Source organism: Streptomyces rhizosphaerihabitans (assembly GCF_025399795.1).
Taxonomy (GTDB): Bacteria; Actinomycetota; Actinomycetes; order Streptomycetales; family Streptomycetaceae; genus Streptomyces; species Streptomyces rhizosphaerihabitans.
The window spans coordinates 40,073-63,689 of sequence record NZ_JAODTZ010000008.1 but is presented as its reverse complement, the minus strand read 5'-3'; the positions used below and the strand labels follow the sequence as shown (position 1 = coordinate 63,689).

18 protein-coding genes and 2 tRNA genes are annotated in these 23,617 nt (G+C 68.6%); 12 read left to right on the top strand and 8 right to left on the bottom strand.

What is annotated here, in order from left to right; translation table 11 throughout:
- Positions 1-97: 97 nt before the first annotated feature.
- From N4G66_RS10410 to rpmH, 5 genes are read right to left on the bottom strand one after another with little or no spacing between them, the layout of a single operon-like run.
- Positions 98-607, bottom strand: coding sequence for a Jag family protein (locus N4G66_RS10410; protein WP_261703727.1), 510 nt, complete (start codon positions 605-607; stop codon positions 98-100).
- Between the two features lie 15 nt (positions 608-622).
- Positions 623-1,927: a membrane protein insertase YidC gene (gene yidC, locus N4G66_RS10405; protein WP_261703726.1), complete on the bottom strand. Its 1,305-nt coding sequence runs from the start codon at positions 1,925-1,927 to the stop codon at positions 623-625.
- 3 nt (positions 1,928-1,930) lie between these two features.
- A complete protein-coding gene (gene yidD / locus N4G66_RS10400) occupies positions 1,931-2,284 on the bottom strand; it encodes a membrane protein insertion efficiency factor YidD (protein ID WP_261703725.1) in 354 nt (117 codons plus the stop codon).
- A complete protein-coding gene (gene rnpA / locus N4G66_RS10395) occupies positions 2,281-2,652 on the bottom strand; it encodes a ribonuclease P protein component (RefSeq protein ID WP_078942937.1) in 372 nt (123 codons plus the stop codon). The genes yidD and rnpA overlap by 4 nt, the downstream gene beginning before the upstream one ends.
- A 21-nt stretch (positions 2,653-2,673) precedes the next feature.
- Positions 2,674-2,811 carry a 50S ribosomal protein L34 gene (rpmH, locus tag N4G66_RS10390; protein WP_006381191.1) on the bottom strand — a complete coding sequence of 46 codons (138 nt, stop codon included), beginning with the start codon at positions 2,809-2,811 and terminating at the stop codon, positions 2,674-2,676.
- Between the two features lie 398 nt (positions 2,812-3,209).
- On the opposite strand from rpmH, the gene dnaA reads away from it, so the two are divergent.
- The 9 genes from dnaA (at position 3,210) to N4G66_RS10345 (ending at position 17,012) form a co-directional block, all read left to right on the top strand.
- Complete coding sequence (gene dnaA, locus N4G66_RS45630; RefSeq protein ID WP_315903629.1) at positions 3,210-5,213, top strand: chromosomal replication initiator protein DnaA; 2,004 nt, start codon at positions 3,210-3,212, stop codon at positions 5,211-5,213.
- 1,239 nt (positions 5,214-6,452) lie between these two features.
- On the top strand, positions 6,453-7,583 hold the full coding sequence (gene dnaN / locus N4G66_RS10380) for a DNA polymerase III subunit beta (protein ID WP_261703724.1): 1,131 nt from the start codon (positions 6,453-6,455) through the stop codon (positions 7,581-7,583).
- A 193-nt stretch (positions 7,584-7,776) separates the two neighbouring features.
- Entirely contained in the window at positions 7,777-8,652 is an 876-nt protein-coding gene (gnd, locus tag N4G66_RS10375; protein ID WP_261703723.1) for a phosphogluconate dehydrogenase (NAD(+)-dependent, decarboxylating), read from the top strand.
- 130 nt (positions 8,653-8,782) lie between these two features.
- Positions 8,783-9,907 carry a DNA replication/repair protein RecF gene (gene recF / locus N4G66_RS10370; RefSeq protein ID WP_261703722.1) on the top strand — a complete coding sequence of 375 codons (1,125 nt, stop codon included), beginning with the start codon at positions 8,783-8,785 and terminating at the stop codon, positions 9,905-9,907.
- Entirely contained in the window at positions 9,904-10,479 is a 576-nt protein-coding gene (locus N4G66_RS10365; protein ID WP_261703721.1) for a DUF721 domain-containing protein, read from the top strand. The genes recF and N4G66_RS10365 overlap by 4 nt, the downstream gene beginning before the upstream one ends.
- A gap of 919 nt (positions 10,480-11,398) precedes the next feature.
- Positions 11,399-13,462, top strand: a complete 2,064-nt coding sequence (gene gyrB / locus N4G66_RS10360; protein WP_315903628.1) for a DNA topoisomerase (ATP-hydrolyzing) subunit B — start codon at positions 11,399-11,401, stop codon at positions 13,460-13,462.
- Positions 13,463-13,504: 42 nt separating this feature from the next.
- Entirely contained in the window at positions 13,505-16,096 is a 2,592-nt protein-coding gene (gene gyrA, locus N4G66_RS10355; protein ID WP_261703720.1) for a DNA gyrase subunit A, read from the top strand.
- 18 nt (positions 16,097-16,114) lie between these two features.
- Positions 16,115-16,837: a DUF3566 domain-containing protein gene (locus tag N4G66_RS10350; protein ID WP_261703719.1), complete on the top strand. Its 723-nt coding sequence runs from the start codon at positions 16,115-16,117 to the stop codon at positions 16,835-16,837.
- Positions 16,838-16,938: 101 nt separating this feature from the next.
- Positions 16,939-17,012: transfer RNA gene (locus N4G66_RS10345), tRNA-Ile, on the top strand.
- 640 nt (positions 17,013-17,652) lie between these two features.
- Here N4G66_RS10345 and N4G66_RS10340 read toward each other — a convergent pair.
- Positions 17,653-18,120, bottom strand: a complete 468-nt coding sequence (locus N4G66_RS10340; RefSeq protein WP_261703718.1) for a DUF6344 domain-containing protein — start codon at positions 18,118-18,120, stop codon at positions 17,653-17,655.
- A 327-nt stretch (positions 18,121-18,447) separates the two neighbouring features.
- On the opposite strand from N4G66_RS10340, the gene N4G66_RS10335 reads away from it, so the two are divergent.
- Positions 18,448-18,576 carry a DLW-39 family protein gene (locus tag N4G66_RS10335; RefSeq protein ID WP_003999697.1) on the top strand — a complete coding sequence of 43 codons (129 nt, stop codon included), beginning with the start codon at positions 18,448-18,450 and terminating at the stop codon, positions 18,574-18,576.
- A 312-nt stretch (positions 18,577-18,888) separates the two neighbouring features.
- Positions 18,889-20,400 (top strand): hypothetical protein, encoded by a 1,512-nt coding sequence (locus N4G66_RS10330; protein WP_261703717.1) that lies wholly within the window; start codon positions 18,889-18,891, stop codon positions 20,398-20,400.
- Between the two features lie 109 nt (positions 20,401-20,509).
- Here the strand turns inward: N4G66_RS10330 and N4G66_RS10325 are convergent, their stop codons facing one another.
- Both N4G66_RS10325 and N4G66_RS10320 read right to left on the bottom strand, forming a co-directional pair.
- Positions 20,510-22,558: a serine/threonine protein kinase gene (locus tag N4G66_RS10325; RefSeq protein WP_261703716.1), complete on the bottom strand. Its 2,049-nt coding sequence runs from the start codon at positions 22,556-22,558 to the stop codon at positions 20,510-20,512.
- A 126-nt stretch (positions 22,559-22,684) separates the two neighbouring features.
- Positions 22,685-23,233: a helix-turn-helix domain-containing protein gene (locus N4G66_RS10320; RefSeq protein ID WP_037614940.1), complete on the bottom strand. Its 549-nt coding sequence runs from the start codon at positions 23,231-23,233 to the stop codon at positions 22,685-22,687.
- Between the two features lie 181 nt (positions 23,234-23,414).
- Between N4G66_RS10320 and N4G66_RS10315 the strand changes: the two genes are divergently transcribed.
- Positions 23,415-23,487: transfer RNA gene (locus N4G66_RS10315), tRNA-Ala, on the top strand.
- Positions 23,488-23,617: the final 130 nt, after the last annotated feature.

Here is a 23,617-nt window from a genome sequence, read left to right as displayed (position 1 = left end):
ACTGGGCGCTGATCACCAGGACTATCAGGGACTAACAGGCTGACAAAATTCGGCCCCGCCTGCGCAACAGACGGGGCCGAAAGAATGTACGTACCGATCAGGCGGGAAGCACGACGACGAAGCGCTGCGGCTCCTCGCCCTCGGACTCGCTGCGCAGGCCCGCGGCCTTGACCGCGTCGTGCACGACCTTGCGCTCGAAGGGCGTCATCGGGTCCATCTTCACCGGCTCACCAGAGCTCTTGACCTCGGCGGCAGCCTTGGCACCCAGCTCGGAGAGTTCCTCGCGCTTCTTGGCCCGGAACCCCGCGATGTCCAGCATCAGCCGGCTGCGGTCCCCGGTCTCCCGGTGCACAGCCAGGCGCGTGAGTTCCTGGAGCGCCTCCAGCACCTCGCCGTCCCGGCCGACCAGCTTGTGCAGGTCTCGGCCGCCCGAGTCGCTGATGATCGAGACAGCGGCGCGGTCGGCCTCGACGTCCATGTCGATGTCGCCGTCGAGATCGGCGATGTCGAGCAGACCCTCAAGGTAGTCCGCCGCGATCTCGCCTTCCTGCTCCAGGCGGGTCAGGGTGTCGCCCTCAGCGGCGGCGGAGGTGGTGCCTTCCGTCACGGGATGGACTCCTTCTTACTTCTTGGACGGGGACTTGGGCCGCTGCGGGCCCTTGCGCTGTCCGGACTGGGCCTTGCTGCGGGTACCGGCGCCGGGCTTGTTCCCGCTTCCGGGAGCCTGCTGTGCGGCGGAGGGCTTGTCGTCCTGCGGCTCGTCGGACTTGCTCAGCGAGGTCTTCGGCTCGGACTCGTCCGCCGGCTTGGGCGCGCCGGCTGCGGTCGGGCCCGACTGGCGCTGCGACTTGGACTGCCGCTTCGGCTGCTGCCGCTTGGGCGCGGCAGCTGCGGTGGTCGTCGTGGTGCCGTCCTCGGACTCGACGACCGTCGTGCTCTCGCCCTTCGCCACGACACCGTCCGGCTGGGCCACGAGGCCCGCCTTGGTCAGGCCGTTGATGAACTTGCGCTCGAACTCGTTGCGGTCGCGGCCCTTGGCGACGATGGCCTTGACGATGGCCTTCTCACTGCGGCGGCGCGTCTTGCCGTGGAGCGTGACGTGCTTCTGCAGGCGCTCAAGGTAAGCGGCCTGAGCCTTCGATCCCGGAGTCGGGTTGTTGCGGATGACGTACATCTGCTGGCCCATGGTCCACACGTTGGTGGTCAGCCAGTAGACGAGCACACCGACCGGGAAGTTGATGCCGAAGACGGCGAACATCACCGGGAACACGTACATCAGCATCTTCTGCTGCTGCATGAAGGGCGTCTTCACCGTGGTGTCGACGTTCTTCGTCATCAGCTGACGCTGCGTGTAGAACTGCGAACCCGACATCATCACGATCATGATCGCGGTGACGACGCGGACATCGGTCAGCGTGGCCCCGAGCTGGGCGACCTTCTCGGCACTGTCCGTGAACTTCGCCGCGAGCGGGGCACCGAAGATGTGCGCCTGACGAGCACTGGCGAGCAGCTGATCGTCGATGACGCCGATCGTCTTGCCCGTCGCGATGGCGTTGAGCACGTGGTACAGAGCGAAGAAGAACGGCGACTGGGCCAGGATGGGAAGGCACGAGGAGAGCGGGTTGGTACCCGTCTCCTTGTACAGCTTCATCATCTCTTCGGACTGACGCTGCTTGTCGTTCTTGTAGCGTTCCTGGATCTTCTTCATCTCGGGCTGCAGCGTCTGCATGGCCCGGGTGGCCTTGATCTGCTTCACAAAGAGCGGGATCAGGCAGATACGGATCAGGATCACCAGGGAAACGATGGACAAGCCCCAGGCCCAGCCCGTATCGGGACCGAAGATCTTCCCGTACACGGCGTGGAACTGGACGATGACCCAGGAAACGGGTGTCGTGATGAAGCTGAAAAGGCCGGCAATCGTGTCCACTAATCAAGCTCCTTGAGCATGGGACGGGGTCTCGGCGGCCGGACCCGGGGCAGTGGTGTCCCCGGTGGCCGGTTCGGCGGCGGAGGTCCCGCCCTTGCGTGCACGCCAGGCGTTACGCAGCAATTCGTGCCACCGCGGACGCTTGCGTTGCGGAACATGGTCCACACCGCCCAGCGACCACGGATTGCACCGGAGGATGCGCCAGGCGGTAAGTGCCGTTCCCTTGATCGCACCGTGCCGGTCGATGGCTGTGTAGCCGTAACGGGAGCACGACGGGTAGTACTTGCAGACCGGCCCGAGCAACGGGCTGATCGTCCACTGGTACAGCTTGATGAGAGCAAGCAGTGGGTACTTCATCGCGCGCCCCCTCCCAGCAGCCGCTGCAAGGCGGCATCCAGGTCTCGGGCCAGCTGTTCATGGTCGGCGTCACCCGCACCGGGCAGCGCTCGTACGACTACCAGGCTACCGGGGGGCAACAGGGCGACTCGGTCGCGCATCAGATGGCGAAGCCTGCGCTTCACCTTGTTGCGAACGACCGCTCCGCCCACGGCTTTGCTCACGACGAAACCCGCACGCGTCGAGGGAGCGCTCTCCCCAGGCGCGTGCGGGTCCGGTGCACCGCTACGTAGATGGACGACGAGAAGCGGGCGTCCGGCCCGGCGTCCTCGGCGTACCGCGGTCGCGAAGTCTTCGCGCCGCCTCAGCCGATGCTCGGTAGGCAGCACGAGATCATGACCTGTAAGTAATCAGGCGGACAGGCTGGCGCGACCCTTGCCACGGCGGTTCGCGAGAATCGCGCGGCCGGCACGGGTACGCATCCGCAGGCGGAAGCCGTGGGTCTTGGCGCGACGACGGTTGTTCGGCTGGAAGGTGCGCTTGCTCACTAGGGGGCTCCAGAAAGAATCGGTGGTGGCGGGGTGCCGCCCTGGCTGTCACCGTGCGCCCACGAGGAAACTCGCATTACGCCCGAGTGCACCGCTTCCCGATCACTCTTCGCGATCTGTGCCCATCGGAGGCAGGCGGCAGCAGCCATCGACAACTCGACCTGGTTACGGTACGCGCGGCTGCGCCATCCGGTCAAACCAGTCCCTGACAGGAGACACTATCCACAGGCTGGGGACAACAACTTGAACCGCACCGGTCGCCCTGACTACCGTGGCTGAACTCCGATTCGTTCCCTTCTCACCGCCCCAGCGGTTTTGTTCCCCCCGCCCCAAGCGACTGACTTCCCAACCTGTTCCCAGAACCACACGTTCGTGGGACCCGTGAGAGAGCGTGCCCCGTGGCTGACGTACCTGCCGATCTTGCCGCAGTGTGGCCACGCGTACTGGAACAACTTCTGGGCGAGGGCCGCGGGCAGGGTGTCGAGGCGAAGGACGAACACTGGATCAAGCGCTGCCAGCCCCTGGCGCTGGTCGCGGACACCGCCCTGCTCGCCGTCCCCAACGAGTTCGCGAAAAACGTACTGGAGGGCCGTCTCGCGCCGATCGTCAGCGAGACGCTGAGCCGCGAGTGCGGCCGCCCCATCCGTATCGCCATCACCGTGGACGACTCCGTCGGCGAGCCCTCCTCGCCCGCCCCGCCCCGCTACGAGGAGCCCGAGCTCCCGACCGGAGCGGGCCAGGGCCGTGACTCGTACGAGAACCAGGGACGCGACGACCGGGGCGCCTACGACGGCGGCCAGGGACGCGACGACCGCGGCGCCTATGACAGCCAGGGCCGAGACGACCGCGGCGGTTACGACAACGGCGGTCAGGGCCGTGACGACCGCGGCGGCGCGTACGAGCCGCAGGGGCGCGACGACCGCGGTCCGTACGACTCCCGCCGCGACGGATACGAGGGATACGGCCGCCACCGCGCCGACGACCACCGCGGCGGACGCGCCGAACCGCTGCCCGGCGCCCCGGGCGACCAGCTGCCGACCGCCCGCCCCGCGTACCCCGACTACCAGCGCCCCGAGCCGGGCGCCTGGCCGCGCCACTCCCAGGACGACTACGGCTGGCAGCAGCAGCGACTCGGCTTCCCGGAGCGGGACCCCTACGCCTCGCCGCCCCAGGACTACCGGCCGCAGTCGATGGACCGCTCGCCCTACGAGCAGCGCCAGGACTACGACCAGCGTTCCGACCGCCGCGATCTGCAGGACCCCTCCGGAGGCGGTCAGGGGCGCAGGGGCGGCCCCTCGCTGCCGTCCACCGGCGGTACCCCGGGGTCGAAGTCCGCGCAGCCCGCGCCGGCGTCGGGTCCGGGCGAGCCCACCGCGCGGCTGAACCCGAAGTACCTCTTCGACACGTTCGTGATCGGCGCCTCGAACCGCTTCGCGCACGCCGCCGCCGTGGCCGTCGCCGAGGCACCGGCGAAGGCGTACAACCCCCTCTTCATCTATGGGGAGTCGGGACTCGGCAAGACGCACCTGCTGCACGCGATCGGGCACTACGCGCGCAGCCTCTACCCGGGCACACGGGTGCGGTACGTGAGCTCGGAGGAGTTCACCAACGAGTTCATCAACTCCATCCGCGACGGCAAGGGCGACAGCTTCCGCAAGCGGTACCGGGAGATGGACATCCTGCTCGTCGACGACATCCAGTTCCTCGCGGACAAGGAGTCGACGCAGGAGGAGTTCTTCCACACCTTCAACACTCTCCACAACGCGAACAAGCAGATCGTGCTCTCCAGCGACCGGCCGCCCAAACAGCTGGTCACTCTGGAGGACCGGCTTCGGAACCGCTTCGAGTGGGGTCTGATCACCGACGTCCAGCCGCCCGAGCTGGAGACCCGTATCGCCATCCTTCGCAAGAAGGCGGTGCAGGAACAGCTCAACGCCCCGCCGGAGGTGCTGGAGTTCATCGCGTCCCGGATCTCGCGCAACATCCGCGAGCTGGAGGGCGCGCTGATCCGGGTGACGGCGTTCGCGTCGCTCAACCGGCAGCCGGTGGACCTCGGTCTGGCGGAGATCGTCCTCAAGGACCTGATCCCCGGCGGCGAGGACTCGGCCCCCGAGATCACCGCGACCGCGATCATGGCGGCCACCGCCGACTACTTCGGGCTCACGGTGGACGACCTGTGCGGGTCCTCGCGCAGCCGCGTCCTGGTGACGGCACGGCAGATCGCCATGTACCTGTGCCGTGAGCTCACCGATCTGTCGCTGCCGAAGATCGGAGCGCAGTTCGGCGGCCGCGACCACACGACGGTGATGCACGCCGACCGCAAGATCCGTGCGCTGATGGCCGAACGCCGCTCCATCTACAACCAGGTCACCGAGCTCACGAACCGCATCAAGAACGGCTGACGGCCCCGACCGCGGCGCGGGCCCCGACGCCCGCCCCGACGTCGCGGTCGGCCGGCTCGGCCAAAGACCGTTCGGCCAGAGGTCGTCCGTCAGAGATCGTCCGTCAGAAGTGGTCGACCAGAGGTCGCCGGTCGGATCCGGAAGCGGCTGTACGTGCCTGAGGGCGCCCCGGGACATCGTCCCGGGGCGCCCTTCGCCGTTTCCGCACGCCCGCGCCCCGAGGCGTCGGCACCCGCCGAAAGACCCAGGACCGGGCGCAGGACCCACCCCAGGACGGCGCTCGGAGCCGACTCGGCCGCACGGGCCGACGGGTCCGGGCACGCGCTCGAAACGGCCCGGCCGCACGCTCGGAGAGGTTCGAAGACGTCCTCCGAGGGCTTCGGACACGCCTCTTGAGGGCTTCGGTCCCGCGTTCCGAGGGTTCCCGCCCCGTTTTCACCGCTACCGACCCGACACCTGCTGTTCGAATCGGAGCCGGGTTACGGCCACTCTCCACAGATGTGGTGACTTTCTTCCGTCCACATCCTGGGGACTGGGAAGTTGTCCAGATAGTTTCCACAGGGAGCACTGTTGAAAGACCATCAGACCAGGTCAACCGCCTGTGGATTCGTGGACAAAGACTCTCCACAGCCTGTGGACAAAGAAAAGATCCACAGGCTGTGCGCGAAGTTGTCCACCGGTGACCCACAGGCCGGAGTCGGTTGTCCCCAGTGATCCCCAGCTTCTCCACACCTCTGTCCACTGTTCGGCAACGCGCCGCGCCATCTCACCGCGTCGAGTGAAAGGCGTCACACCAAGGTGCCGGATTGGGCTGTGGGGAACGTGGGTAAAGCTGGGGACGACGCTGGGGAGAAGTGGCCCCAAGCTGTGGATCGAGTGTGCAGAACTTTTCGTCGTCCACAGAGACCCCCGGTTGTCCACCGCCTCCGCCCACAGGGCCAGTGGACAAAAAATCGCCTCTGAGCTGCGAAAACGGGGTTATCCACGGTTTCCACAGGCCCTACTACTAAGACCAACTAGAGAGAGCCTGAGAACCGTTTCGAAGTGGGGGCTGTGCACAACTTGCTCTCGGACGCTCAGGTGCCGCTCGGCACGACTTGACCCCGAGAGGCACCGACTGTCAGCGCGGTGCGTCAGACTGTTCCCCGGTGTCCTTGCCCTCAGCGGTCCGAGCGACACCGAGTCAGACGACGAAGGCCTGCAGGGCGAGAGCGCCGGCAACAGACGGAGGCGGCAACGGTGAAGATCCGGGTGGAACGCGACGTACTCGCGGAGGCAGTGGCCTGGGCGGCACGCAGCCTTCCGGCCCGTCCGCCGGCGCCTGTGCTCGCCGGCCTCCTTCTGAAGGCCGAGGAGGGCGCACTGAGCCTCTCCAGCTTCGACTACGAGGTGTCGGCGAGGGTTTCCGTGGACGCGGAGATCGACGAGGAGGGCACGGTCCTCGTGTCCGGCCGCCTCCTCGCGGACATCTGCCGCGCACTTCCCAATCGGCCGGTGGAGATTTCCACAGACGGTGTACGGGCGACCGTGGTCTGCGGTTCCTCGCGGTTCACACTCCACACCCTGCCTGTGGAGGAGTACCCCGCGCTGCCGCAAATGCCGTCGGCGACCGGCACCGTCCCCGGTGAGGTCTTCGCCTCGGCCGCCGCCCAGGTGGCCATCGCCGCCGGGCGCGACGACACGCTCCCCGTGCTCACCGGTGTGCGCATCGAGATCGAGGGCGACAAGGTCACCCTGGCGTCCACCGACCGCTACCGCTTCGCGGTCCGCGAGTTCCTGTGGAAGCCGGAGAACCCGGAGGCGTCCGCGGTCGCCCTGGTGCCCGCCAAGACGCTCCTGGACACCGCCAAGGCCCTCACGGGCGGCGACAGCGTGATCCTGGCGCTGTCCGGTTCCGGCGCGGGCGAGGGCCTGATCGGCTTCGAGGGTGCCGGGCGGCGTACGACCACCCGTCTGCTCGAAGGCGACCTCCCGAAGTACCGCGCGCTGTTCCCGACGGAGTTCAACTCCATCGCCGTCATCGAGACCGCCCCCTTCGTGGAGGCCGTCAAGCGTGTGGCACTGGTCGCCGAGCGGAACACCCCGGTGCGGCTGAGCTTCGAGCAGGGCGTGCTGATCCTGGAGGCCGGCTCCAGCGACGACGCACAGGCTGTGGAAAGAGTCGACGCCCAGCTGGAGGGCGACGACGTCTCGATCGCCTTCAACCCGACGTTCCTGCTCGACGGCCTCAGCGCCATCGACTCGCCGGTCGCCCAGCTCTCCTTCACGACGTCCACGAAGCCCGCGCTGCTGAGCGGCAAGCCCGCCATGGACGCCGAGGCGGACGAGGCCTACAAGTACCTGATCATGCCGGTGCGTCTGTCCGGCTGACCCCGGAGCCCGCCGGTCCCCAGGGCCCGGCGGGCCGCACCGCGGGTGCGGGCATACGTCTGAGCGGCTATGCCCACAGATGTGCGTGAGTTCCCCCGGTGCCCGAAAGGCGTGGGTGGTACCCCCAGGTCTAGGCTCGGACCAGGTACGAGAGTGCCCTCACGCCACGTCGCAACCCCTTAAGGAACAACTGATGGAGCTCGGTCTCGTCGGCCTCGGCAAGATGGGCGGCAACATGCGCGAGCGGATCCGCCGCGCAGGTCACACCGTCATCGGATACGACCGCAACCCGGACCTCGCCGATGTCCACAGCCTGGAAGAACTCGTGGGCAAGCTCAAGGGCCCGCGCGTGGTGTGGGTCATGGTTCCGGCGGGCGCCGCGACCCAGTCCACCGTCGACGAGCTGGCCGCCCTGCTGGAGCCCGGTGACGTCGTCGTGGACGGCGGCAACTCGCGCTGGACGGACGACGAGAAGCACGCCGTCGAGCTGGGCATCAAGGGCATCGGCTTCGTCGACTGCGGTGTCTCCGGCGGCGTCTGGGGCCTGGAGAACGGCTACGCGCTGATGTACGGCGGCCACGCCGAGCACGTTGCCCAGGTGCAGCCGATTTTTGACGCGCTCAAGCCCGAGGGCGACTTCGGAGCGGTGCACGCCGGCAAGGTCGGCGCGGGCCACTTCGCGAAGATGGTCCACAACGGCATCGAGTACGCCATGATGCAGGCCTACGCCGAGGGCTGGGAGCTCCTGGAGAAGGTCGACTCCGTGACGGACGTGCGTGAGGTCTTCCGCTCCTGGCAGGAAGGCACGGTCATCCGCTCCTGGCTGCTCGACCTCGCCGTCAACGCGCTGGACGAGGACGAGCACCTGGAGAAGCTCAAGGGCTACGCACAGGACTCCGGCGAGGGCCGGTGGACCGTGGAGGCCGCCATCGACCAGGCGGTGCCGCTTCCCGCGATCACCGCGTCGCTCTTCGCCCGCTTCGCCTCGCGGCAGGACGACTCGCCGCAGATGAAGATGATCGCGGCGCTGCGCAACCAGTTCGGCGGCCACGCCGTCGAGAAGGCCTGATCGACGCCCCGGGGTCACCGCGCCCGGGGTGACCCGGTTGTCCACAGCCGGGGAAGAAACCCGATAACCGGGGTCCGGACCGGACCCGGGGACAACCCGAACACCATGCTGGGGAGGTCGGCGAACGACCATGCACGTCACGCATCTGTCGCTGGCCGACTACCGCTCGTACGCCCGGGTCGAGGTCCCGCTCGACTCGGGCGTCACCGCGTTCGTGGGTCCCAACGGACAGGGCAAGACGAACCTGGTCGAAGCGGTCGGCTATCTCGCGACCCTCGGCAGCCACCGCGTCTCCACCGACGCGCCCCTCGTCCGCATGGGCGCCGACCGGGCGATCATCCGGGCCAACGTCCGCCAGGGAGAGCGCCAGCAGCTCATCGAGCTGGAGCTGAACCCCGGCAAGGCCAACCGCGCCCGCATCAACAGGTCCTCCCAGGTCAGACCCCGTGACGTGCTCGGCATCGTGCGGACCGTCCTGTTCGCGCCCGAGGACCTCGCCCTGGTCAAGGGCGACCCCGGAGAGCGGCGCCGGTTCCTCGACGAGCTGATCACCGCCCGCTCCCCGCGCATGGCGGGAGTCCGGTCCGACTACGACCGGGTCCTCAAGCAGCGCAACACCCTCCTGAAGTCGGCCGCGCTGGCCCGCCGGCACGGCGGCCGGACCATGGATCTGTCCACGCTCGAGGTGTGGGACCAGCACCTCGCGCGCGTGGGCGCCGAACTGCTGGCACAGCGGCTCGACCTGGTCGCCGCGATCCAGCCGCTGGCCGACAAGGCCTACGAGCAGCTGGCACCCGGCGGCGGGCCCGTCGCCCTGGAGTACAAGGCGTCCTCGCCCGGCATCGTGGGCCACGCCCGCGAGGAGCTCTACGCACAGCTGATGGCCGCCATGGAAGAGGCCCGCAAGCCGGAGATCGAGCGCGGTGTGACCCTCGTAGGGCCCCATCGGGACGATCTGGTGCTCAAACTCGGTCAGCTGCCCGCCAAGGGGTACGCCTCCCACGGCGAGTCCTGGTCGTACGCGCTGGCGCTGCGCCTGGCCTCGTACGACCTGCTCAGGGCCGAGGGCAATGAGCCGGTGCTGGTCCTCGACGACGTCTTCGCGGAGCTGGACAGCCGCAGGCGCGAGCGGCTCGCGGAACTCGTCGCGCCCGGCGAGCAGGTGCTCGTGACGGCCGCCGTGCACGACGACGTACCGGATGTACTGGCCGGGACGCGGTACGCCGTGTCCGAAGGCACGGTGGAGCGCGTATGACGGAGAACACATCGGGACCCGGTGCCGAGGTCGCGTCCGGCGCCGTCCCCCGGAAGAAGACCCCCGAGCCGTCCGGCGTCGACCTCGCGCGGGTGGCGCTGCGTGCCGCGAAGGAACAGGCACGTGCGCGTGGGGACGCGGCCCAGCAGAAGAAACAGGCGCGGCGCGGCGGGGGTCTGCGCTCCGGCTCGGGTGCCGACGGACGCGACCCCATGGCGCTCGGCGCCGCCATCAACCGGCTGCTCAGCGAGCGCGGCTGGGAGGCCCCGGCCGCGGTGGGCGGCGTGATGGGCCGCTGGCCGCAGATCGTCGGCGACGATCTGGCCAAGCACTGCGTTCCGCTGCGCTACGACGACGACCCGGCCGAGCGGGTGCTGACGGTGCAGTGCGACTCGACGGCCTGGGCGACCCAGCTGCGCCTGCTGGCACCGCAGTTGGTCGCGCGGCTGAACCAGGATCTCGGCCACGGCACGGTGCGCCTGCTCAAGGTCCAGGGTCCGACGGGCCCCCCGCGCCGCTACGGTCCGCTGCGTGCCCCGGGCAGTACGGGTCCCGGCGACACCTACGGATGACCGGCCCACGACGGGCCGTGCGCCGCGGACGGCAGCCGCGCGCGGAAGCCGCTCACTCCTCGCGGTGACCGACGTCGCGACACCTGCCGATGACGCCCGGGCGGTCGACCGGGCCGCCGGCCGCGGCTGATCGTGACGGATTCCCGGCCGTCGGCCGTGCGGGTCCAGGCTGCGACTGGTCCTGACCCACGACAGACCGCCACCGCGACAGACCGCCGGCCCCGGCTGATTCAGGCGGCGCAGGGTCGTCGACCCCCGGTGATCGTGACCACGCCGGACCGCGGATCCAGCTGACAGCGAACGGATTCGGGCCGTCGCCCGTGGCGGAACCCGGCAGTGCAGCGCCCGTGATCGTGGTGGGCGCGGCCGCCGGATGCCGGAGTCGGGGACCGCTCGCCGCGCGTTCGATTCCTTCGCGGACGCCGTTTGTGGGTGACTCGCTGTTCTCTCGGCTCCGACGTGGCGGCGGCCCATGCGTCGCGCGGCACCCGGCCACCCCTGCCGCTGATCTGGAAGACCACCTGTCGCCCCTGGTCAGAGGCGTATCCGGCCCTGCCAGGAGTATGCGTCGACCGCCGGGAACGACGCTTCTCGACGGGCTCCTGTCGACCTCCGCGAGTAGTCGCACGCAATGGCGAACGTCGACCTGACTCGTCAGTAGCCAAGGGTTGACACCCCGAAGCGCTGAGTGCCGCTGTAAGCCTCTTTGGGCCCTGGTCCGCATATGGGGAGTCGGACGAGACCGGTTCAGGGCGGCACATGCGGACTCAGGTACCGGCAAACCCCCATCACTGTCAGCGCTACCGGTAGACTGGAAGCTAATCCCGCCCCACTAGTGGGACGCACCGAGCAACGCTGACCAAGGCTTACCAACGCAACACGCCGCAGCCGCTCCGGCCACCCGCCGGGAGTTCGGCTTGTGCTGTGCCAGAAAGGGCGCTTCGTGGCCGATTCCGGCAACCCCAACGAGAACATCCCGTCCACCGACATCGGCGTAAACGGCGAGGTCACAGCCTCGTACGACGCCAGTGCCATCACCGTCCTCGAGGGTCTGGACGCGGTCCGCAAGCGACCCGGTATGTACATCGGTTCGACCGGTGAGCGTGGACTCCACCACCTCGTGTACGAGGTGGTGGACAACTCGGTCGACGAGGCGCTCGCCGGCCACGCGGACACGATCGACATCACGATCCTCCCTGACGGCGGCGTACGCGTCGTCGACAACGGCCGTGGCATCCCGGTGGGCATCGTCGCGTCCGAGGGCAAGCCGGCCCTCGAGGTCGTGCTGACCGTGCTGCACGCGGGCGGCAAGTTCGGCGGCGGCGGCTACGCGGTCTCCGGTGGTCTGCACGGCGTCGGCGTCTCCGTCGTGAACGCCCTGTCGAGCAAGATCTCCGTCGAGGTCAAGACGGACGGCCACCGGTATACGCAGGAATACAAGCTGGGCGTCCCGACGGCCCCTCTCTCCCAGCACGAGGCCACGAACGAGACCGGCACGTCGGTCACCTTCTGGGCCGACGCGGACATCTTCGAGACCACGGAGTACTCCTTCGAGACGCTCTCGCGGCGCTTCCAGGAGATGGCGTTCCTCAACAAGGGTTTGACGATCAAACTCACTGATGAGCGCGATTCGGCGAAGGCCGTTGCCGGGGCGGACGAGGCGGGCGCCGACGAGAAGGACGAAGTCAAGACCGTCACGTACCACTACGAAGGCGGCATCGTCGACTTCGTGAAGTACCTCAACTCCCGCAAGGGAGAAGCGGTGCACCCCACCGTCATCGACCTCGAAGCCGAGGACAAGGACAAGAGCCTGTCCCTCGAGGTCGCGATGCAGTGGAACAGCGGCTACAGCGAGGGCGTGTACTCCTTCGCCAACATCATCCACACCCACGAGGGCGGTACGCACGAGGAGGGCTTCCGTGCGGCGCTGACCTCGCTCATCAACAAGTACGCGCGCGACAAGAAGCTGCTTCGCGAGAAGGACGACAACCTCACGGGCGACGACATCCGCGAGGGTCTGACCGCGATCATCTCGGTCAAGCTGAGCGAGCCTCAGTTCGAGGGCCAGACCAAGACCAAGCTGGGCAACACGGAGGCGAAGACCTTCGTCCAGAAGGCGGTCTACGAGCACCTCAACGACTGGCTGGACCGCAACCCGGTCGAGGCCGCGGACATCATCCGCAAGTCCATCCAGGCGGCCACCGCGCGCGTGGCGGCCCGCAAGGCGCGTGACCTCACCCGCCGCAAGGGCCTTCTGGAGTCGGCGTCCCTGCCGGGCAAGCTCTCCGACTGCCAGTCGAACGACCCCATCAAGTGCGAGATCTTCATCGTCGAGGGTGACTCCGCCGGTGGCTCGGCCAAGTCCGGCCGCAACCCGCAGTACCAGGCGATCCTCCCGATCCGAGGAAAGATCCTCAACGTCGAGAAGGCGCGGATCGACAAGATCCTGCAGAACCAGGAGATCCAGGCACTGATCTCCGCCTTCGGCACCGGAGTCCACGAGGACTTCGACATCGCGAAGCTCCGCTATCACAAGATCATCCTGATGGCGGACGCCGACGTCGACGGCCAGCACATCAACACCCTGCTGCTGACCTTCCTGTTCCGCTTCATGCGGCCGCTGGTAGAGGCAGGGCACGTCTTCCTGTCCCGCCCGCCGCTGTACAAGATCAAGTGGGGTCGGGACGACTTCGAGTACGCGTACTCGGACCGTGAGCGCGACGCGCTGATCGAGCTCGGCCGCCAGGCGGGCAAGCGCGTCCGCGAGGACTCGATCCAGCGCTTCAAGGGTCTCGGTGAGATGAACGCCGAGGAACTGCGCATCACGACCATGGACCAGGAGCACCGCGTGCTCGGCCAGGTCACGCTCGACGACGCCGCCCAGGCCGACGACCTCTTCTCGGTCCTCATGGGCGAGGACGTCGAGGCGCGCCGCGCGTTCATCCAGCGCAATGCCAAGGACGTCCGCTTCCTCGACATCTGAGTCGGTCTCAGCTGACCGCGTCAGAAAGGATCTTCACCAGCAATGACCGACGAGAACACACCGAGCAATCCTGAAGCGGGCGACATCGCCATGCGTATCGAGCCCGTCGGGCTCGAGACCGAGATGCAGCGCTCGTACCTCGACTACGCGATGTCCGTCATCGTGTCGCGCGCGCTGCCCGACGTGCGGGACGGTCTCAAGCCCGTCCACCGCCGCGTCCTGTACGCGATGTACGACGGCGGCTACCGGCCCGAGAAGGGCTTCTACAAGTGCGCCCGCGTCGTCGGCGACGTCATGGGCACCTACCACCCGCACGGCGACTCCTCGATCTACGACGCGCTGGTCCGCCTCGCGCAGCCGTGGTCGATGCGGATGCCGCTGGTGGACTCCAACGGCAACTTCGGCTCTCCCGGCAACGACCCGGCCGCCGCCATGCGGTACACCGAGTGCAAGCTGAAGCCGCTGTCCATGGAGATGGTCCGCGACATCGACGAGGAGACCGTCGATTTCACGGACAACTACGACGGCCGCAACCAGGAGCCGACGGTCCTGCCGGCCCGCTTCCCGAACCTGCTGATCAACGGCTCGGCGGGCATCGCGGTCGGTATGGCCACCAACATCCCGCCGCACAACCTGCGCGAGGTCGCGGCCGGCGCCCAGTGGTACCTGGAGAACCCCGAGGCCTCCCACGAGGAGCTTCTGGACGCCCTGATCGAGCGCATCAAGGGCCCCGACTTCCCGAGTGGCGCCCTGGTGGTGGGCCGCAAGGGCATCGAGGAGGCGTACCGCACGGGCCGTGGCTCCATCACGATGCGCGCGGTCGTCGACGTCGAGGAGATCCAGAACCGCCAGTGCCTGGTGGTGACCGAACTCCCGTACCAGGTCAACCCCGACAACCTCGCCCAGAAGATCGCCGACCTGGTCAAGGACGGCAAGGTCGGCGGCATCGCGGACGTACGGGACGAGACCAGCTCCCGTACCGGCCAGCGGCTCGTGATCGTGCTCAAGAGGGACGCGGTCGCCAAGGTCGTCCTGAACAACCTCTACAAGCACACCGACCTGCAGACGAACTTCGGCGCGAACATGCTGGCGCTCGTCGACGGTGTGCCGCGCACCCTCTCCCTGGACGCGTTCATCCGCCACTGGGTGACGCACCAGATCGAGGTCATCGTCCGCCGTACGAAGTTCCGGCTGCGCAAGGCCGAGGAGCGCGCGCACATCCTGCGCGGCCTCCTGAAGGCCCTGGACGCCATCGACGAGGTCATCGCGCTCATCCGGCGCAGTGACACCGTCGAGATCGCCCGCGAGGGCCTGATGGGCCTCCTGGAGATCGACGAGATCCAGGCCAACGCGATCCTCGAGATGCAGCTGCGCCGGCTGGCAGCCCTGGAGCGCCAGAAGATCATCCAGGAGCACGACGAGCTCCAGGCCAAGATCCGCGAGTACAACGAGATCCTCGCCTCGCCGGTGCGTCAGCGCGGCATCATCAGCGAGGAGCTCGCCGCGATCGTCGAGAAGTTCGGCGACGACCGGCGCTCCAAGCTGGTGCCCTTCGACGGTGACATGTCCATCGAGGACCTGATCGCCGAAGAGGACATCGTCGTCACCATCACGCGCGGCGGCTACATCAAGCGCACCAAGACGGAGGACTACCGCTCGCAGAAGCGGGGCGGCAAGGGCGTCCGCGGCACGAAGCTGAAGCAGGACGACATCGTCGACCACTTCTTCGTGTCGACGACGCACCACTGGCTGCTGTTCTTCACCAACAAGGGCCGTGTCTACCGTGCCAAGGCCTACGAGCTCCCGGACGCCGGCCGTGACGCGCGTGGACAGCACGTCGCCAACCTGCTGGCCTTCCAGCCGGACGAGGCGATCGCCGAGATCCTCGCGATCCGCGACTACGAGGCGGCGCCCTACCTGGTGCTGGCCACCAAGGGCGGACTGGTCAAGAAGACGCCGCTCAAGGATTACGATTCGCCCCGCGCGGGCGGCGTCATCGCGATCAACCTCCGGGAGACGGAGGACGGATCCGACGACGAACTGATCGGAGCCGAACTCGTATCCGCCGAGGATGATCTGCTCCTGATCAGCAAGAAGGCGCAGTCGATCAGGTTCACCGCGACGGATGACGCTTTGCGACCGATGGGCCGTGCGACCTCGGGCGTCAAGGGCATGAGCTTCCGCGAGAGCGACGAGCTGCTCTCGATGAATGTTGTTCGACCCGGTACGTTCGTGTTCACTGCCACAGACGGTGGGTACGCGAAGCGGACCGCCGTCGACGAGTACCGCGTCCAGGGTCGCGGCGGCCTCGGTATCAAGGCCGCCAAGATCGTCGAGGACCGCGGCTCCCTCGTCGGCGCGCTGGTGGTCGAGGAGACCGACGAGATCCTCGCCATCACACTGTCCGGTGGTGTGATTCGTACGCGAGTCAACGAGGTCAGGGAGACGGGCCGTGACACCATGGGCGTCCAACTGATCAATCTGGGCAAGCGCGATGCCGTGGTCGGCATCGCTCGTAACGCCGAGGCCGGCCGCGAGGCGGAGGAAGTCGACGGCGAAGACGTCGTGGACGAGACCGCCGAAGGCGTCGAGGCCATCGGTACGGAAGAGGGCGAGCCGTCCTCGGCCGAGTAGCGCGAGGAGTGAGTCGTCGTGAGCGGAGCCACGGGCGCCGGATCGACCGGTACGGAAACGGACGGCGGCCGTGGCACCGCCATGAATGAGACTGACTCCCATGACTCTCATGGATCCCAGGGGGGAACTGTGACGGACACCCGAGGCCAGCAGGCCCAGCAGTACGCGGGCGGGCAGGCGGCCCCGGTCGGGGCGCCTGTGACCCCGAGCGCGCCGCCGGCATCGCCCCCGGCGGCGGCATCGCCGCTGCCGGGCGAACGGCAGGGCCAGCAGCCCGCGCAGCCGTATCACCCGCCGCAGGCGTATCCGGCGCAGCAGCAGCCGACGGGCGCGGTCCGCCGGCCGCGCACCGGGGCGCGGACGACGCCGCGCGTGCGCAAGGCGCGGCTGCGGGTGGCCAAGGCCGACCCGTGGTCGGTGATGAAGGTCAGTTTCCTGCTCTCCATCGCGCTCGGCATCTGCACGATCGTGGCGGCCGCGGTGCTGTGGATGGTCATGGACGCGATGGGCGTCTTCTCGACCGTCGGCGGCACGATCTCCGAGGCGACGGGCTCGAACGAGTCCAACGGCTTCGACCTGCAGTCGTTCCTCTCGCTCCCGCACGTCCTGATGTTCACGTCGGTCATCGCGGTCATCGACGTGGTCCTCGCGACCGCCCTGGCGACCCTCGGAGCGTTCATCTACAACCTCTCCGCAGGCTTCGTGGGCGGCGTCGAGCTGACCCTCGCCGAGGACGAGTGAGGGTCCTTTCAAACGCCCTCTGACTATCGATTTTGGGACTGGCCGCGTCGTGCGCTAATCTTCAGAGGTCAGCGCGCGGGACACACACCGCAAAGCGCGGCGGGGCTATAGCTCAGTTGGTTAGAGCGCATCCCTGATAAGGATGAGGCCACAGGTTCAAATCCTGTTAGCCCCACAGCATGAAGACCCTCAACCGTTCACGGTTGGGGGTCTTTGCGTTTCCTGCGCGAGGGTCTTCACGAGGTGCGTGTACCGCATTTGGAGGGTCCCGATCGTGGTGATCCCGGCCCTCGGTGTCGGCGTCGGCATCGGCTCGCCGTTCCCTCGGTATCGCCATCCGCTTCGGGCGGTGCACAGGGGCGTTCGGCCGTCGGAGCCGGTGAAGGGGCGGCGGTCGTGGCACACGGGCGGTCGCGGGCACACCGGCAGTCGTGACGTGCAGCGTTCTCCGAAGGGGGCCGGTACGCGAGGCGCGGAGGAACGCTCACAGCGGCGCAACGTCGAAGGCCCGGCGACTCTTCCGAGTCGCCGGGCCTTTGCCCTGGGTGCTTTGTACGCAAGTTCGCCGCTACGTCAGGGTGTCTGTGAGGGGTTACGGGCCAAGGGTTGTGCGAAAGGCCGCGTGATGGCGCAGGTGCCCACGGGGGAGCGGCCGAGGGCCGCGGGACTCGGGGAACGGCCGGGGCCGTGAGGTCCTAGGAACGGCCGGATACCGCGAGGTTCGAGGAGAGGCCGGATACCGCGAGGTTCGAGGAATGACCAGGGGCCGCGAGGCTTGGGAAGCGGCCGGGGGCGGCGTCCCGGGCTTGGCGCCGTCACGACTCCTCGTGCGGTGCTCCCAGCCTGCCTGGGGCGTCTTCTCGGCGCTGGAACGGTACGGCGGGTGTAAGGGCTCCCAGGGGCTCTGTGCCGGGCGTTGCGAGGGTCTCGGGCCCGGAACAGGTGGCGGGGTCCGCAAGGTCTTCCAGGGGGCCGGGAGCGGCGGGGTCCGCGGTGCCGTCGTCCGCCGGTGCGCGGTGGCGGCAACTCGGCGAGGAGCCGTGTGCCTCGGCGCGGATGCGTTGCTTCATTGTCGGGGGCAGGGCCCGGCTGTAGGACCATGCCGAGGTGGCCATGGCCGGGGCGATCGCTGTGGCCGTCACCGAGGTCTCGGTGTTGCGGGCCGAGCCGGCCTGCGGTACCGCGGCGGCCGCGGTGGTCGTGATGAGTCCGAGCGTCGTGCACAGCGCCAGGAAGGCGGTGACGATCGCGGTCCACAGCTTCATGACCTTGTTCTGGGTCACGGCCCCTCACTTTCGGGTCGGGCGATTTGCGTACTTTCCTCATGATGTGTATGTGGGCCGCGAAGTGGTGGACCTGCGCCCGTGGCGCGTTGATGTTCGGATGAACACCACTCGGATGGTCGCAAGTGACCAGAAAAGTCCATAGATGTCACTGAAAGTAACTGTATGTTACGTGCGATCACCCTGAGACCGGGGCGGTCGGATCCCGTCCTATCGCTGTGCGAGGGGCCGCAGTTGAGGGCCGATCCAGGTCACCGATCGATATCGGTCGGTGTGTATAGTCGGGCGCCAGAAGTCCCCTACGTCAACGAAAGACGAGGTCGCGCGGTGAAGAAGCTTCTCCTGGTCGCACTGGCCGCCATCGGCGGGCTCCTCGTGTACCGCCAGATCCAGGCGGATCGCGCCGAGCAGGATCTGTGGACGGAGGCGACTGACTCCGTGCCCACGGGTTCGTGAGTACCGACAACAGTCTTGGAGCAGACCCCGGCCGCCTCGCGGTCGGGGTTTTGTGTTTTCCGGAGCCCTGCCGGATCACGAAGGCGGGCGAAGGGGTTGCAGGGGCGGCGTCGATGGCCGTAGGGCCGGCGGTGTCGATGGCTGTACGGCCGCTCCCTTTCGGCCGCTCCCACTGATAGCCCGGGTGTCGCGGTGGCCGACGAGGCAGGATGGTCCGCGCCAGGGGGCTACGACGAGGGGTGGCGCGTGATGGGGCGGCGCACGGAGGGCCGGCGGGCAGAGGGCCGGTGGGCGAGGTCGTGGAACGGCCGGATGCTCGTGGCCACGGCAGCGGCGGCCGCGCTGTGCATGACCCTCGCACCCACGGGCCGGGCCGCCGCGGCCGCTCCCGCGACCGCCGATGCGCGGACCAACGCCGAAGACGCGAGGACGGCCGCCGGCGGTACGTCGGGGCCGTACGCCTTCGCGGAGGACGCCACCACCGTCAAGGGCACGGCGGACACGACCGACTCCGTACGACTTGAGCCGGGCCGCATCTACAAGAGCTCCGTCGGAGCGGCGGGAAGGGCCGGCAGGCTCTACTACCGTCTCGAACTCGATGCCGTCTCCAACGCGTACATCGCCGCAACCGCCGTCCCCAGGCCCGGTGCGACGGTCTCCTACTCTGACGGCCTCAAGGTCTCCCTGCAGGACGGCAACGGCCGCAACTGCTCCTTCTCCGGCACCGTCCACTTCGGTGCCACCCAGAGCCCGCACCCCATCACCGCCTGGGCGTCCCGTGAGACCAGCGGCAAGCAGTACGCCTGTCAGACGGCGGGAACGTACTACCTGGTCGTCGAACGCACGGGAGCGGCGGGGACGACGAGCGGTACGACGGGTTCGGCCGGCCCGGCGCCTTCTTCGTCCCGCGCGTGGGACCTCGAGCTCAGCCATGTGTCGGAGCCCGGCCTGAAGAAGGCGTCCGGTTCCACGAGTGCCCCGGAAGTCTGGGACTCCGCGTCGCCCGAGGCCCTCGTGGGGGCCCCGAAGCACCGCAGCGGTGGCGCCGGGTTCAGCAGGGCCGTCCCGCTCGGGCAGGGAGTCTGGAAGGACGACATCAGCCCGGGGCAGACCCGCTTCTACAAGGTGCCGGTCGACTGGGGACAACAGTTCTACGCCACCGCGGACCTGGGAAGTTCGAGTGGTGGCGAGGGCCATCTGGGCACCGCCCTCGTCATGTCCCTCTACAACCCCGTACGCGGCTTCGTCGACGACGTCGGCTCCGGATATGACGGCAGCCAGCGCTCCGCGGCGCTCGACCCCCTTCCTCCCGTCGCCTACGACAACCGCTATGCCCTCAACGACCATGTGAGCGGGATGCGGTTCGCCGGTTCCTACTACCTCGTGGTCCATCTCGCCGCGCAGGTCGCCGACCGCTTCGGCGAGGGGCCGTTCGGGCTGACGCTGCGGGTGCGTGTGGACGGAGCGGCGCAGGCGGGGCCTGCTTATGCGGGGCGGGCGACGCCCCGGGACGTCTTCGCCGCTCCGGTGGGGGACTCCGCCCACGCGACCGATGACGGCGCGGCGGGCGGCGCGGCGGGCAACGGGAACGGTGGCAGCGGTGACGCCGGCCGAAGCGGAACCATGAAACTGGTCGCCGCGGGTGGCATCGGCACGGGAAGCCTGCTGATGCTGACGCTCGGAATGTGGACCGTGGCCGCGCGCCGCCGTGCGGTGCGGACCCTCGGACCCGCACCGCAGGACGCGGACACGGCCTCGGCCTCGCTCCCCGCAGCGGCGCCGGCGCCGGTGACACCTTGGGAGCACGGGGCGACACGGCGCTGACAGCGCTCCTCAGCTCGGACCCGAGGGCAGGGCGAGGCGGACAGAGCAGGGCATGGCTTTTCTCCCGGGCTGTCGGGCCGGTCGCGCACGGGTCCGCGGCCCGCGCCCCTCAGACTTGGGTCAGTGCCCAGAACCCCACCGCGAAACAGGCCAGGGCGAGCAGCAGCATCGGCACAGCGACCTTGGCGGGCGGCCCCGGACGCGGCCGTGCGCGCCGTCCTCGGCCTTTCGGAGCCGTCGTCGTCCGGGGCGGAACCTGAACGGACCGAGCGGTGTACGAGGCGGTGGAGGCGTACGCGTGTTGCGGCATCGCGGCGGACGGGGTCGGGGGCCGATGGGGGGAGGGCCCCTGCGTAGGAAGGGGTGCGGTGGGGGGAGTGGGCGTCGGGGTCGGGTCGAAAGGCGGGGCGTAGAGCGGCGCAGACGTCGGGAGCGGGAGCGGGACCGAGGCGGGTGGAGCGGGCGCCTGCGCCTCCGGCGAGGCCTGCTGGGGCTGCTGCGTCTGTGGGTGCAAGGGGCGGTGCGGGGGAGGCTCGGTCCGTGGTTGTCGCTGGGAGCCGGCACCGGTCGCGGGGTGCGGCGGCGGCAGATGGAAGCTGCCGGTGTCCGACATCGAGGACGGTTGGGGAGAGGCCCCGAGAGCGGGATCCTGGGGCGTGTCGGCGGGGCCGGTGAGAGGCCGGGCGTTCTCGGGGACGGGCTGTGCCTGTACGGCGTCGGGGACGGGTCGAGCCCGCACGCCGTCGGAGCCGGTCGGAGGTCGCACGTTCTCGCGGTCAGGCCGAACTCCCGCTTGCTCAGAGGCGGTTTGGGACCGTACGCCGTCCTGAGCGGGCCACTGTCCTACGGCCCCCTGGGCAGAGTCCTGCTCCACGTCAGGGGGACGGGATTCCGGAAGTACGCCCCCGGTACCGAGGTCGCGGTGCCTGCCCTCGGCGCCGTCGGCGCTGGACGCAGGCCGGACGCCCCCCGGAACGGATCCCTGCGGCCCCTGCGCTCCCGAGCCGGGTTCGGAGCCGGATCCCTCACCGGGGTCGGGCACAGAAGCCGAGGCGGAAAAAGCTCCGGGGCCTCCTGCGCTGTGCCTCGAGCCGGAGCTGGGGCCGAAGACGGATGCGGAATCGGGGCCGGATCCGAGGTCAATGTCAAGATCAATGCCAAGGTCGAAGCCTGATCCGGAGCTCGTGCCGGAGTCGAGTCCGGGGTGAGCGGCTGTGGCGTCCGGATGTCCGCGGGAGGACAGAGTCCGTGGACCCACATCCGAGGCGTTCCCCGGTTTCAGGGGTCCCGCAGGGCCGAATCCCTCGGGCAGCGGCCCGAGTTGGTCGAAGACCTCGATCAGTTCGTCGTCGGGTCCGGGCTCGGGCAGCAGCTCGACGGCCGCGGCGAGGGCCTTGCGTGCCCCTGTGGCGGTACGGAAGCGAGCGTGCGGATCCGGTTGGAGGAGCATCGCCACGACCTGCCACAGAGGCTCGGGTATGCCCCGCGGGGCGGACGGCGTGCCGTGCTCGGCGAAGTACTCGATCAGCGCCTTGGCGTCGGGCTTGGCGCCTTCCAGGAGATACAGGGCGACCAGACCCACGGCGAACAGGTCGGCGGGGAAGTCGGGTTCGGAGCCCAGCATCTGCTCGGGTGCGAAGTAACCCGGCGTTCCCACCACGTAGTTGGTCTCGGTGAGCCGTGGTTCGCCCAGCCGCATGGCGATGCCGAAGTCGGACAGACGCAACCGCGGCCGGGCCGTGCCGGTCGCTTCGAGGAGCACATTGGCGGGCTTGACGTCGCGGTGCACGACCCCCTCCGCGTGCACGGCGGCGAGACCCGCGAGGAGCTGGTCGATCAGGGTGCAGACGAAGGAAGGAGGCAGTGGGCCGTAATCGTTGACCAGGTGGACCAGGGAGCCCCCGGCGACCAGATCCATGGTGAACAGGACCTTGTCGTCGTCGGCGGCCCAGCTGGCGGGAGCCAGCACATGAGGATGGTCGATCCGCAGGGCCTGTTCCCGCACGAACCGCAGCAGGGCGTGCGCGTCGCTCTGCTGGAGCACCTTGGCCGCCACATAGCGGCGGCGCCGGTGGTCCCAGGCGCGCCACACGGCACCGACTCCCCCGCGCCCGATCGGGTCGACCAGTTCGTACCGGCCTGCGAAGACCTCACCCATGGTCGTACGTCGCTCCCCTTCGGCGGTCGGTCCGGAGACCTCTTCCGAGGTGCCCGGCTGCATGACGTGCGGCGGCTGGAAGGTGTCACGGCCTCCAGCGCCGGGCGGTCGGCGGCCGGGCTCGGCTCAGCTCTGGTGGGACTGGTAGTGCGCGACCGCGTCGGACGTACGGCCGGCACCGTAGACCCGGAGAAACTCTGCCAGTTCCGGGTGGGTCGGGGCGAGGGTGTCCGCAGCGTCGATGATGTCCCCGGCGGCAGCCACCGAGCGCAGCAGTGACTGGATCTCGCGGACCACCCGCTTGACCGTCGGGGCTCCCGAACTGGTCGTGGACTGTGTGGTGTTGCTGAGCACCGATCCCCCCTGGGACTTCTTGATCTCGTCCATCCGCTCGGTCGCCTCGGCGGCGCTGACGCTTCCGTCGGCGACCTGCCCCGCCAGGTCCTGCAGGAGCTGGACACGCTGGACCACCGCGGGATTGCCGATCTTGGCCCGCTGACCGCTCATCAGCTGCGACAACATGGGTGCGGACAGACCCAGCACCCCGGCAAGACGCGCCTGGTTCAGGCCCAGGTCCTCTATGAGCCTACGGAAGAGCGCCCCCAACGGCTCCCCGTACCAGTTCCGCTGCAGCTCCCGGGCTCTCGCGGTTGCTTCCTGCTGTGCGGCGTCCATTGCGTCTCCCCATCGCTTCCCCAAGTACCGCGGTTCGCGACAGCGAACCACGTCGAGCATCTTACGGAGAGTGGTCGTCCACGGGGACCCCCAATATTTTGCGAGATCCCCTGGGTGACCCGGTACTCTGGTCTGCGGCGCCCGTCGACAGATGGTTCCTGTGGTCGGACGCTCCTCTTACGGGGCCTTAGCTCAGTTGGTAGAGCGCTGTCTTTGCATGGCAGATGTCAGGGGTTCGACTCCCCTAGGCTCCACACCTCGGACCGGCCAGACGCCCAATAGCGGCGGCTGGCCGGTTTTCGTATGTCCCCTTTCGGCCCGCGCGTGCGCCCCTGGTGAAGAGGCTTCCGAGTGGGGCCGGACCGACACGAGTGCCACCAGTGA

What these genes read in the sequence shown, in the direction of transcription:
- yidD (WP_261703725.1), bottom strand. Translation starts at nt 2,284, where the DNA reads ATGAAGTACCCACTGCTTGCTCTCATCAAGCTGTACCAGTGGACGATC.
- gnd (WP_261703723.1), top strand. Translation starts at nt 7,777, where the DNA reads ATGGAGCTCGGTCTCGTCGGCCTCGGCAAGATGGGCGGCAACATGCGC.
- recF (WP_261703722.1), top strand. Translation starts at nt 8,783, where the DNA reads ATGCACGTCACGCATCTGTCGCTGGCCGACTACCGCTCGTACGCCCGG.
- N4G66_RS10365 (WP_261703721.1), top strand. Translation starts at nt 9,904, where the DNA reads ATGACGGAGAACACATCGGGACCCGGTGCCGAGGTCGCGTCCGGCGCC.
- gyrA (WP_261703720.1), top strand. Translation starts at nt 13,505, where the DNA reads ATGACCGACGAGAACACACCGAGCAATCCTGAAGCGGGCGACATCGCC.
- N4G66_RS10330 (WP_261703717.1), top strand. Translation starts at nt 18,889, where the DNA reads ATGCTCGTGGCCACGGCAGCGGCGGCCGCGCTGTGCATGACCCTCGCA.
- N4G66_RS10325 (WP_261703716.1), bottom strand. Translation starts at nt 22,558, where the DNA reads ATGGGTGAGGTCTTCGCAGGCCGGTACGAACTGGTCGACCCGATCGGG.
- N4G66_RS10320 (WP_037614940.1), bottom strand. Translation starts at nt 23,233, where the DNA reads ATGGACGCCGCACAGCAGGAAGCAACCGCGAGAGCCCGGGAGCTGCAG.